We start from the raw sequence: 10,848 nt of genomic DNA, 5'->3' as shown, positions 1-10,848 counted from the left end.
CACATAGATCAACTGCCTCACAGGGGAATTCCGTCGCTGCATTTCCATGAAGATCGTCGAAGCACGTTTAATACCGATGACGCTCCGCTCGGGCGGTCCGTGTCGGGGCGGTCCGTGTCGGGGCGGTCCGTGTCGGGGCGGCCGCGGTCCTGCCGGCCGGGAGCCGCTGCCGGACCGGCGCCATCGGAGCTTGCCGATCCATGACGGATCATGCGGCCGGACAGGCTCGCGCTCGTGGCGCAGACCGGACTGATCGTCGGGCCGACCGCCTGCTCGCCCCTGCGGCCGGACACGGGCTGCTTCAGGCGGGTACACTACAGCGTGACCGGACAGCCGTGAACAGTTGAGTTGCTGTCCCGTCTCGAATAGAATTAGATACTAATCTATGTAAATTTACTGAGATAGGCTGCTTTCACGGGGCGCCTCTCGACATCCGCCCTCATGGTTCCGGCTCTCAGTCGCGAATTTTTGCGATTTACTAACCCGATCGCGCGAAAGTGGCTCGATGCAGCGCCGACGGCGACCCTGTTCCGGCAGGCTGCAGGCGTCCTCTTCCGGTGCTCGGATGATTCCCAACCAGACCAGCCGCCCGTCCGCCGACCGTGCCGTGCCGTGGCACAGTCTCGCCAACCTCAAGCTCCGCCACAAGCTGGCGGCCGTGATGGTCCTGGTGCTCGTGGCCATCGGCGCCCTGAGCGCGCTGAGCTACGTCGACATGCGCAGCTCGGCGCTCGAGGATCGCGCCCTGATGACGAAGCGCCTCACCGAGGTCGCGCAGAGCCTGCTCGGCCATTACGAGGCGCAGGCCACCGCGGGCCAGATGCCCCTCGCCGAGGCGCAGAAGGCGGCCCTCGCGGCGATCACCGCCCTGCGCTTCGGCAGCGAGGACTACTTCTTCGTCCTCGATGCCCAGGGTCACCTGATCGCCAACGCCTTCAACGCCAAGAACGTCGGCAAGCGGGTGGTGGACCAGACCGACGTCCCCGGCGGAAAGCGCTACTTCGCCGAGATGGTCGAGACCGCCACGCGCGACGGCTCCGGCTTCGTCGACTACATGAAGCCGCGCGCCGGCGGGTCCGTGGCGGTGGAGAAGGTCGCGAGCGTGCAGATGTTCAAGCCGTGGGGCTGGATCGTCGCCACCGGCCTGTACCGGGACGATGTCCACGCGGCCGTGCGCGACCGGGCGGTCACCATCGCCGTCTGGTCCGCCGGCCTCGCCCTGCCGATCCTGGCGCTGCTCCTCCTCGTCGGCAACAGCCTGGCGCGTCCGATCACCCGCCTGACCGCGGCGATGCGCGGCCTCGCGGACGGCGATCTCGCGGTGACGGTCGATGACCAGCGGCGCGGCGACGAGGTCGGCGCCATGGCCCGCGCGGTCCAAGTGTTCAAGGACGCCCTGATCGCCAAGCGCGCGGCCGACGCGGCCGCCGTGGCGGAGAACGACGCGAAGATGCGCCGCGCCCAGATGCTGGACGCGATCACCGCCCGGTTCGACACGCAGGTCGGCGCGCTGACGCAGGGGCTGTCCTCGGCCGCGGTGGAGATGGAAGCCACCGCCCGGGAGATGACGCGCACGGCCGCGCGGACCACCGACCAGTCCGTGCGCGTGGCCGCTGCCTCCGAGCAGACGTCGAGCAACGTGCAGACCGTGGCGGCGGCCAGCGAGGAGATGGCCGCCTCGATCCACGAGATCGCGGCCCGCGTCGCCCAGTCCTCCGCGATGGCCGACCGGGCCAGCACGGATGTGACCCAGACGAACGCCCTGATGCAGGTGCTGTCCCGCGGCACCGACCAGATCAGCGAGGTGATGGGCCTGATCGCCGGGATCGCCGGACAGACCAACCTGCTGGCCCTCAACGCCACCATCGAGGCGGCGCGCGCCGGCGAGGCCGGCAAGGGCTTCGCCGTGGTGGCGGGCGAGGTGAAGGCGCTCGCTTCGCAGACGGCCCGGGCGACCGAGACCATCGCGGCGCAGATCGCGGCCATACAGACCGAGACGCGGCAGGCGGTCGAGGCGATGCGGACGATCGGGGGCACGATCGACGAGATGCGCACGGTGGCGCTCAGCGTGGCCGCCGCCATGGAGGAGCAGGGCGCGGCCACCAGCGAGATCGTCCGGAACGTCACGCAGGCGGCGCAGGGCACGCAGGCGGTGAGCACCGATATCGCCGACGTCCGGCAGGCGGCCCGCGACACCGGGACGGCCTCCGGACAGGTCCTGAGCGCCGCGCAGGAACTGGCCCGCTACTCGGCGAGCCTCGGCGCGGAGGTCACGACCTTCCTCGCCGCCGTCAAGGCCGCCTGAGGGGCATCAGGCGCCGCCGCCGCCCCGCCGGCCCCGCGGCGCCTCATGCGATCCCGTCGATCGCCACCCGCAGATGCTCGGGCCCGCGGAGCGCCGCGCCCGACCGGTAGGGCGGCGGGTCCTCGATGAGCCGGGGCGCCTTGAGCCGGCGGGCAAGGGCGGTCAGCGCCGCCTCGGCCTCGAACCGGGCAAGGGGCGCGCCGACGCAGTAATGCAGGCTGCCGCCGAAGCCGAGATGGCGGAGTCCGGCGCGGTCGGGGTCGAACCGGTCGGGATCCGGGAAGACGGCCCCGTCGCGGTTGCCGGAGGCCAGCAGCAGCACGAGGTCGGCGCCCTCGGGGATCGTCACGCCCGCGATGTCGATGGCCGAGAGCGTCCGCCGCGTCCGGAACTGCACCGGCGGCTCGTAGCGCAGCAGTTCCTCGATCAGCCGCGGGGCCCGGAGCGGATCCTGCCGCAGGCGCTCCAGCTCGTCGGGATGGCGCAGCAGGGTCAGCAGGCCGTTGGTGATCAGGTTCACGGTGGTCTCGTGGCCGGCCACCAGCATCAGGATCGAGGTGGCGATCAGGTCGTAATCACCCATCTTCACCCCGGCCGGGGTCGCGTGGTTGGCAAGCCCCGACAGCATGTCGTCCCCCGGGTGCTTCCGCTTGTCCTTGATCAGGTCGGCCATGTAGCCGCCGATCGCGTCGAAGGTCCGGCTGTTCTCGGCGCGGATCTCGGGATCGGACAGGCTGTCGGGCTCCAGCGCGGTGGCGAGCTGCGTCGCCCAGCCGTGGAACTTCGGCTCGTCCTCCCGGGGCACGCCGAACAGCTCGCAGATCACCGTCACGGGCAGCGGGTAGGCGAGGTCGTCGACCGCATCGATCTCCCGGGCGCCGCATTTCTCGTCGAGCAGATCGGCGACCAATTGGTCGGAGCGGGCGCGCATCGCCTGAACGCGCTCCCGGCTGAACTGGTGCACCACCGCCGAGCGCAGGGCATCGTGGTCCGGCGGGTCGCGGAAGATGAAGACCCGGTGCCGGTCCATCATCCAGTCCTTGAGCGGCTTCACGATCAGGTCGGTGAGGGGGTTGCCGGTACGCGGCCGGTCGGCCGGGGGCAGGGTCTCGGAGCTGACCCGCGGGTCCTGCAGCAGGCTGGCGATGGTGCCGTGGGTCGCCGCAACCCAGGTGCCCTCCTCGGTGCCGTCGTCCTGGCGCGAGACGGGGTTCTCCCGCAGCCGCGCATAGATCGGATAGGGATTCGGCCGGTTGGCGAAATCCTTGACCTGATTGAGGAGGGTGGCGTCGGGCATGCGGTTTCCTTAGGGCAAGCCCGGCTTGAGGATCGTGACAGCCTTCGGCCGGTCGGTCGCGGCGCCGCGCGGCGGGAACGGGGCCCGGGCGGCGACCAGCTCGGCATGGGCCGGCAGCCAGCGGGCGGAATCCACCGAGACCGCCGCGATGCAGCGTCCTTCGCGGCCGTAGAGGGCGACGAAGCGGCCGGCGGCCGGATCGCCCTGCGTGATCGCCACGGCGTCGGCGCCCTCGGTCAGACCCGCGGATTTCACCACGAGGTCTCCTTGCGTCGACCAGAAGGTCGGCAGGGCGCCGTAGGGCACCTCGGGTCCCGCGCCGGCGAGCAGGCGGCCGGCATGGATGCCCTGCGCCACCGCGTGGCTCCAGTGCTCCAGGGCGACGCGCCGGCCCCCGTAGAGGGGATGGGGAAAGCGCGCCACGTCGCCGGCGGCGGCGATGTGCGGATCGGGCTGTCCGTCGGTGTCGAGGACATAGCCGCGCGCGTCGCAATCGACCCCGCCGCAATCCGCAGACAGGCCGGACCCTTCGAGCCAGTCGGTGTTGCGCACCGCGCCCAGGGCGATGACGGCGATGTCGGTCGCGATGCTGCCGCCGTCGACCAAGTGGGCCCGCACCAGCCGGCCGCCCTCCGCCTCCAGCCACTCGACTTCGCTGCCGCAGCGCACCGCGACCCCGTGGCCCGCGTGGATCGCGCCGATCAACCCTCCGACGGTGCTGCCGAGCACGCGGGACAGGGGCGTCGGGCCGGGCTCGACCAGAGTGACGGGAAGACCGAGCTGGCGGCACAGGCTCGCGACCTCGCAGCCGATGAAGCCCGCGCCGATCACCAGAACGTGCCTCGGGCCGGCGGCCAGGGCGCGCCGCAAGGCGGCGGCATCGTCCCGCCCGCGCAAGGTGAAGACGCCGGAGAGCCGGCCCTCGTGGGGGTTCGGCCACGGCCGGGCGCGGGTACCGGTGGCGATGAGCAGCCGATCGTACGGGAGGGCACGCCCGTCGGCGAGGCGGACCGTGCGGGCTTGCCGATCGAGGCTCACGGCCGCCGTGCCGAGCTGCCAGTCGGCCGCGAGGCCATGGCGTCCCGGCAGCGTCGTCGCGTCGGCCGCGACGGCACCGGTCAGGACATGCTTCGACAGCGGCGGCCTGTCGTAGGGAGGATGGGGCTCGTCGCCGACGATGGTGAGCGGGCCGGAGAACCCCGCGGCGCGCAGGGCCTCGGCACCGCGCAGGGCCGCGAGGCCGGCGCCCACGATCAGGGCCCGCCCGGGGGGCTGCGCCATCAGGCGCCCCGCTCCGGATCCTCGACCCGGATCGCCTGGACCGGACAGGCGACGCGCGCCCGCTCGATGTCGTCCCAGTCCTGCGCGGCGGGCGCGGGATCGTAGAACAGGGCCTCGTGCCCCTCGATGCGGAAATGCCGCGGCGCCGCGTAGCAGCACTGGGCATAGGCCTGGCACAGGTTGAGATCGACGCTCACCCGCAGGCCGGACGGGGGACCGGAAGACGCATCGGCAGAGGGGGACATGGCGAGGCAACCGCGGGCGGGCGGTGCGGGTTCCGCGGGCCGTCGTCGCGGCCCGATTCGCCCGACCCTGGACGCCGATGCCTGGCAGCCTCTGGCGGCGTGGAGACGGCGGCCGCCCGCCGCATCGGCGCCCCGTCAGGATCGCCGTCCGCGGCCGATGCCGCGCCTCAGCGCCCCCCGGCCACCCTTGCCCGGTGCCGCGTCGCCGCGGCCGTCCCGAAGGCCTCGAACAGGGCGCGGTTGAGCGGGTTGGTCGCCGGATCGTGCTCGGCGTGCCACTGGACGCCGAGGGCGAAGCCCGCCGCGTCGCGGACGCGGATCGCCTCGACCGTCTCGTCCTCGGCGACCCCCTCGATCACGATCCGTCCGCCCGGTTCGAGGATGCCCTGGCCGTGCAGGGAGTTCACCCGGATCGTCTCGCGTCCGAGGAGACGGGCGAAGGCGCCTCCGGGCGTCAGGCGGACCTCGTGACGGTCGGCGAAGATCACCTCCAAGTCCGGATGGATCTCGCCGTTCGGGAGGCGCGGCATGCGGTGGTTGAGCCGGCCCGGCAGGTCGCGGATCTCCGGGTGCAGGCTGCCCCCGAAGGCGACGTTCATCTCCTGAAAGCCGCGGCAGATGCCGAACAGCGGCACCCCGCGTGCCACGCAGGCCTCGATCAGCGGCAGAGCCACGGCGTCGCGGTCCTCGTCGTAGGGCTCGTGCGCCGCGCAGGGCTCGGTGTTGAACCGGGTCGGGTGGACGTTGGCGCGGCCGCCCGTGAGCAGGATGCCATCCACGGTATCGAGGAGGTCGCCGAGGTCGGTGATCGCCGGGGCGGCGGCGAACATCAGCGGCAGGGCTCCCGCCACCGCGGCCACCGCCCGCATGTTGTTCTCGCCGACGATCTGCGCCGGAAACCGATTGTCGATCAGGCGGGCATTGCCGATGACGCCGATCACGGGTCTCGCCATCGTCCCGGCTGCTCCTTGTGCTGGCTAATTGTGCTGTCTAAGCGGCAGGCCCTTGCGGCCCGCGGCAGGCTCTACGACCCACGCAAGGCCGACGCCAGTCCCGTCCGGGTCACGGCGGCGACAGAAGGCCCGCGTCCAAAGCCTCCGCGCGCAGCACCTCGGCCACGCGCTCCGGCGCCTCCTCGTGCGCGAGGTGGCCGAGACCCCGGATCAGGCGGACGCGGGCGTCGGGCAGGCGGTCACGCAGGGCGAAGGCGGTGTCCGGCAGGATGGCCCTGTCGTCGCCGCCGACGATCAGCACGGTCCGGGTCGCGAGGCCGGGCAGCGCCCGGTGCAGGCCGGCCAGATCCCAGTTCGCCATCATCCCCAGCGCTCCGCGGACATGGCCGGCCCGGGCGAAGAGCCGCCGGTAGAGATCGACGCCCTCCGGGTCGAGGCGCGAGCCGGTCCCCTCGATCAGCCGCTTGGCCGCGGCGCGGTCCGCCGTCCAGGCGAAGATCTTCGGGGTGAGCGGGTTGAGGAACAAGAGCCGCGCCATGCCGGGGAACAGCAGATTGGCCGCCCCCGGCAAGGGCGCCAGGGCGCCGTTGAAGGCCGCCAGCAGCTGCGGGGCGATGGCGCCGTCGAGGCACATCCGTGCCAGCACGGCCGCACCGGCCGAGTGGCCCGCCGCCAGGACGGGCGGCCGGCCGAGCGCCGCCACGAGGCCCGCCACGGCCCGGGCCATGCCGGGCAGGGACAGGTCGGCGTCGGGCAGGGGATCCGTGAAACCGTGACCCGGCAGGTCCGGGGCGATGATGCGGAAGTCACGGGCGTGGAGCGGCGCCAGCCCGCGCCAGGAATGCGTGGCCGCCCCCGTCCCGTGCAGGAGCAGCAGCGTCGGGGCATCCGGGGACCCGAATTCCTGGACGTGCCAGCGCAGGCCCGCCGCCTCCACGAAGCGGCTGGCCTCCCGATGGGGCCAGTCGCGACCCTCCACGGCCCAGTCCGGTCGGTCGGTCGCGACGCCGGTCAACATGCGTCCGCATCCCGCAATGCGGCATGACCGGAGAGGCCGGAGGTGCCAGAGGCGGCGGCGGTGCTATCGTTCATGGCCGGAAGTATTTCGTAGCACTGCATAATCCTATGCGGCGGCCGCATGCCACCGGTGAGAGGAAGCGGATTGCTGCGCCGCAACAACGGCGGCATATCACGGGCGAGCAAGAGCAACACGCGTCCCCGGACTTTGGAGAAGGCCATGATCCTGTTCACCTCCTCGACCCAGAACATCGCCGCCCCGGTCTCCGGCGGCTGGAGCCTCAAGGCCGTCATCCGCGAGATGCTGAACTCGTGGCTCGCCCATCACCAGCGCCTCGCCGACAGCGGCATCGGCGGCGACCTCTGAGACCCCGCCCCGGGGCTGAAGAGCGGGGCGCTCAGAGCGCCGCCCGCACCGCTGCGCTGAGCTGACCGGCCTCGGCCCGCGGCAGCTTCAGGTAATCGCGCTTCCCGCCGTCACAGCCTGCATCACGGCTTGGGCGCGTCCGCGGCCTTCTTGCGGGCGGCCTCGGCCTCGCGGGCGGCCTCACGCTCGTAGGCGACCTTGTTGTACGGCGTGCCCGATTCCTCCGCGACCTTGCGGACGATCGCCCAGTCCTTGAGGTAGGTGATCGGCGCGAACCGGTCGTCGCCCTCGAAATCCTTCACCATGTCGGGTGGGAAGCGGAAATCGTAGAAGCACTGCTTCAGCTTCTCGGCGAGGTCCGGCTTGAGATCGTGGGCATAGGCGAAGCCCGAGGTCGGGAACTTCTCGCTCGTGTAGATCACCCGGTAATCGTCGCCCTTGATCGTGCCGCGGGCGACCATCCGGTAGAACACGTCCGAGGCCACCGGGGCGGCGTCGTAGTCGCCAGTGCCGACGCCCAAAGCCGACTTGTCGTGCCCGCCCGAATAGATGAGCTTGTAATCCTCGCCGGGCTTCAGCCCCTGCTCGGGGAAGAGGGCCTTGGGGGCGAGGTTGCCGGAATTCGACGACGGCGCCGTGTGGGCCACGCGCTTGCCCTTCAGGTCGGCCAGCGTCTTGTACGGGCTGCTCGCCTTCACCACGACGATCAGGTTGTAGCCCTCAGACCCCTTCTCGGTGCCCTTGGCGGCGAACGGGACCGCGCCGGCCATGTTGACGGCGAAGCCGAGGGGCCCGGTCGAGAAGCCCGCCACCGTGAGCCGGCCGGAGCGCATCGCCTCGATCTCGGCGGAGTTCGACTGGACCGGATAGTAGACGACCCGCTTGCCCGTGCACTGGCTGAGGTAGGTCGTGAACGGCTTGAACGAGTTCTCGTAGACCGCGGGATCCTCCACCGGCGTGTAGGCGAAGACGATGACGCTCGGGTCACGGGTCTTGGCCGGGACGTCGGCGACGAGATCCTTGTCGGCGTCGCAATAGGCATCGTCGAGCTGGCCGCGGTTGGGACACGCGTCGGCCCTGACGGGCGACAGGGAACCGAAGCCGCAGAGCAGCGCCAGGGCTGCGCCGTATCGGGCGAATGTCACGCGGTATCCTCCCTGCGGAGCCGTGCCTCGGGCCGGCGCCGTCATGTCCTCGCTCGATCGCGGCCGAGCCTTAAGTCGGCAAACTTGTAGGCGGCGGCTTCCGGGCGATGCAAGGCAGTCCGTCGAACAGAAGTTGAAGGACACGGCCCGGTGACAGGGGCCTGCGGCGGCTCCGAAGCGTCCCGTTTCCGTCGGCATCCAGGTGCCCACCGCCGGAGCCCCAGGGCGTGACACCGGGCGCCGAAGGGAAACCGGTTCCGTCCTGGCGCGCCGCGACAGGGCCGCCGCGCCGCTGATACGGTATCGCGCGGCTGTGGAGCGTTTCGATGCGGCGATCAATCCTGTTCCTGACGGCCGGCCTCCTGGCCTGCAGCCCGCGTGCGGCCTCCGCCGAGCCGGCGCAGGACGGCGTCGCCGATCTCGGCAGCTATGCCGCCCGCGTGGAGATGCATCCCTTCGAGAGCCTGACGCTGACCGACCGGCAGTTCCTGACCGGCACGTCCGAGGGTGCGAAGCCCGTCACGGTCGCCGGGCTCCTGCGCATCGCCAAGCCGGGGTCGGAGCGGTTGCCGACCGTGATCCTGATGCACGGCTCCGGGGGCCTCGGCGGCAACATCGAGTTCTGGCAGCGGGCGCTGGCGGCGCGGGGGATCTCGACCTTCGCCATCGACGGCTTCACCGGCCGGGGCCTGACCAGCGTCAACACCGATCAGAGTCTCCTCGCGCGCACGAACCTGATCCTCGACATCTACCGGGCGCTGGGCGTGCTGGCCCAGCATCCGCGGGTCGATCCGGCGCGCATCGCCGTGATGGGCTTCTCGCGCGGCGGCCAGGCTGCGCTGTATGCCAGCCTCAAGCGCTTCGACGCGGCCTGGAACCGCTCCGGCGTCACCCCCGCCCTCTACCTGCCGGTCTATCCCGACTGCGCGATCCGATTCCGGGACGAGACCGCCCTGGTGGACCGGCCGATCCGGATGTTCGGGGGCAGCGGCGACGATTACAATCCGGCCGCGACCTGCGCCGCCTACGCCGAGCGACTGAAGGCGGCCGGCGCCGATGTCGGCCTGACCGTCTATCCCGGCGCGCAGCACGTCTTCGACAACCCGAACGGGCCGGCCCACCCCGTGGTCGCCAAGGGCGCGCAGACGGTCCGGGCCTGCGCGATCCGCGAGGCGGAGGACGGCGCCCTCGTGGAGGGCCCGAACGCCACGCCGTTCACCTATACCGCCCCGTGCGTGCAGCACGACCCGCATATCGGCTCCGACGCCGCCGCCCGCGCCGCGACCCTGTCGAGCGTCTCGGACGCGCTCGAGGCCGCGTTCCGGCGGCCGTGACGGCCGGATCGACGCCGGATCGACGCCGGATCGACGCCGTGCAGGCGTCACTGGAGATCGATGACCGTCCGTCCCGACGGATGGGCCCGCGGTGCGGGCTCCCGCCTGTTGCCGAGGAAGTCCGTCGGCGGCTGGGCGCCGGGCTGGGCGCCGGGCTTGGCGCCGGGCTTGGCGCCGGGCTTGGCGACCGGGGCGCCGCGCGCGGCCTGCACCACCTGTTCGGGGCGCTCGGATGTGGCCGGCCCCGCGACCGGCGGCAGGGGCGCCACCACGCGTCCCTCCGCCTGATCGAGGCAGCGCCGCAGGGCGCCCGGGTCCGGCAGCAAGGTGCAATCGTTCACCGAGAGCGGGCTCGGCTGCGCGGCGGCGGGGGCCGCACCGAGGCCGGCCAGCAGGGCCAGGACGGCCCGGGCTTGCCGGGACCGGGCTTGGCGGGACCTGGCTTGCCGGGACCGGGTCGGGATCATGGCTGCGCCTGCCGGATCCGCGGGTTGACCTGCCGGATCTCGACCTCGCTCGGCTCCGACGGAAGCAGCCTGCGTGGGACCGGCGCCCCGACGCGGCCAGCCTGCTGCTGCGCCTGGGGCGCCATCGGCTGCGGGGACGGAGCATTGGCCCGGACCTGCTGCGGCGGCTGTGCGGGCGCGTCCGCCTGGTCGAGCCGGCCGAGCCGCACCCGCACATACGCGACCGAGCGGTTGGCCGCATCGAACCCGCACTCGTAGGTCACGCGTACCCATTCCTTCGCGGGGCTGAGGAAGCGGATCGAATCCCCCCGATAGCGCACCACCGTGGCGGCGCCCTCGGGCGCCTCCGCCTGCTGGAAGATCTTGGCGAAGGGCCGCGAGACCCCCTCGAAATCCGTCGGCGCCTGCGCCTCGATCCGCGGCGCGCAGATCTGGGA

The 10,848-nt window shown here is 72.0% G+C and carries 10 protein-coding genes and 1 pseudogene; 3 read left to right on the top strand and 8 right to left on the bottom strand.

Annotated elements, in window-relative coordinates; genetic code table 11:
- Positions 1-607 precede the first annotated feature (607 nt).
- The gene (locus I53_RS20180) at positions 608-2,305 is read left to right on the top strand and encodes a methyl-accepting chemotaxis protein (protein ID WP_251982380.1); all 1,698 of its coding nucleotides are present in this window, start codon (positions 608-610) and stop codon (positions 2,303-2,305) included.
- A gap of 43 nt (positions 2,306-2,348) precedes the next feature.
- Here the strand turns inward: I53_RS20180 and I53_RS20175 are convergent, their stop codons facing one another.
- The 5 genes from I53_RS20175 to bchO form a co-directional block, all read right to left on the bottom strand.
- Positions 2,349-3,602, bottom strand: coding sequence for a cytochrome P450 (locus I53_RS20175; protein ID WP_043354007.1), 1,254 nt, complete (start codon positions 3,600-3,602; stop codon positions 2,349-2,351).
- Between the two features lie 9 nt (positions 3,603-3,611).
- Positions 3,612-4,883, bottom strand: coding sequence for an FAD/NAD(P)-binding oxidoreductase (locus tag I53_RS20170; protein ID WP_043354005.1), 1,272 nt, complete (start codon positions 4,881-4,883; stop codon positions 3,612-3,614).
- Complete coding sequence (locus I53_RS20165; RefSeq protein ID WP_043354004.1) at positions 4,883-5,128, bottom strand: ferredoxin; 246 nt, start codon at positions 5,126-5,128, stop codon at positions 4,883-4,885. The genes I53_RS20170 and I53_RS20165 overlap by 1 nt, the downstream gene beginning before the upstream one ends.
- 167 nt (positions 5,129-5,295) lie before the next feature.
- On the bottom strand, positions 5,296-6,081 hold the full coding sequence (locus I53_RS20160; protein ID WP_043354002.1) for a gamma-glutamyl-gamma-aminobutyrate hydrolase family protein: 786 nt from the start codon (positions 6,079-6,081) through the stop codon (positions 5,296-5,298).
- Positions 6,082-6,190: 109 nt separating this feature from the next.
- Positions 6,191-7,099, bottom strand: coding sequence for an alpha/beta fold hydrolase BchO (bchO, locus tag I53_RS20155; RefSeq protein ID WP_043354001.1), 909 nt, complete (start codon positions 7,097-7,099; stop codon positions 6,191-6,193).
- 144 nt (positions 7,100-7,243) lie between these two features.
- Between bchO and I53_RS33435 the strand changes: the two genes are divergently transcribed.
- Complete coding sequence (locus I53_RS33435) at positions 7,244-7,465, top strand: hypothetical protein (protein ID WP_091954929.1); 222 nt, start codon at positions 7,244-7,246, stop codon at positions 7,463-7,465.
- Positions 7,466-7,587: 122 nt separating this feature from the next.
- Here I53_RS33435 and phnD read toward each other — a convergent pair whose 3' ends face one another.
- A complete protein-coding gene (phnD, locus tag I53_RS20150; protein WP_043353999.1) occupies positions 7,588-8,610 on the bottom strand; it encodes a phosphate/phosphite/phosphonate ABC transporter substrate-binding protein in 1,023 nt (340 codons plus the stop codon).
- A gap of 326 nt (positions 8,611-8,936) precedes the next feature.
- Between phnD and I53_RS20145 the strand changes: the two genes are divergently transcribed.
- Positions 8,937-9,944, top strand: a complete 1,008-nt coding sequence (locus I53_RS20145) for a dienelactone hydrolase family protein (RefSeq protein ID WP_043353998.1) — start codon at positions 8,937-8,939, stop codon at positions 9,942-9,944.
- A 47-nt stretch (positions 9,945-9,991) separates the two neighbouring features.
- Here the strand turns inward: I53_RS20145 and I53_RS20140 are convergent, their stop codons facing one another.
- On the bottom strand, positions 9,992-10,411 hold the full coding sequence (locus I53_RS20140; protein ID WP_043353997.1) for a hypothetical protein: 420 nt from the start codon (positions 10,409-10,411) through the stop codon (positions 9,992-9,994).
- A pseudogene (locus tag I53_RS34105) lies at positions 10,408-10,848 on the bottom strand (hypothetical protein); the annotation flags it as partial. The gene I53_RS20140 and the pseudogene I53_RS34105, both read right to left, overlap by 4 nt.

The sequence above is a fragment of the Methylobacterium sp. B1 genome (assembly GCF_000333255.1).
Lineage (GTDB): Bacteria > Pseudomonadota > Alphaproteobacteria > Rhizobiales > Beijerinckiaceae > Methylobacterium > Methylobacterium fujisawaense.
This window is presented reverse-complemented; position numbering and strand designations above follow the sequence as displayed.

Excerpts from the sequence above, each read along its gene's own strand:
- I53_RS20175 (WP_043354007.1), bottom strand. The coding sequence starts at position 3,602 with ATGCCCGACGCCACCCTCCTCAATCAGGTCAAGGATTTCGCCAACCGG.
- I53_RS20170 (WP_043354005.1), bottom strand. The coding sequence starts at position 4,883 with ATGGCGCAGCCCCCCGGGCGGGCCCTGATCGTGGGCGCCGGCCTCGCG.
- I53_RS20165 (WP_043354004.1), bottom strand. The coding sequence starts at position 5,128 with ATGTCCCCCTCTGCCGATGCGTCTTCCGGTCCCCCGTCCGGCCTGCGG.
- I53_RS20160 (WP_043354002.1), bottom strand. The coding sequence starts at position 6,081 with ATGGCGAGACCCGTGATCGGCGTCATCGGCAATGCCCGCCTGATCGAC.
- bchO (WP_043354001.1), bottom strand. The coding sequence starts at position 7,099 with ATGTTGACCGGCGTCGCGACCGACCGACCGGACTGGGCCGTGGAGGGT.
- I53_RS20145 (WP_043353998.1), top strand. The coding sequence starts at position 8,937 with ATGCGGCGATCAATCCTGTTCCTGACGGCCGGCCTCCTGGCCTGCAGC.
- I53_RS20140 (WP_043353997.1), bottom strand. The coding sequence starts at position 10,411 with ATGATCCCGACCCGGTCCCGGCAAGCCAGGTCCCGCCAAGCCCGGTCC.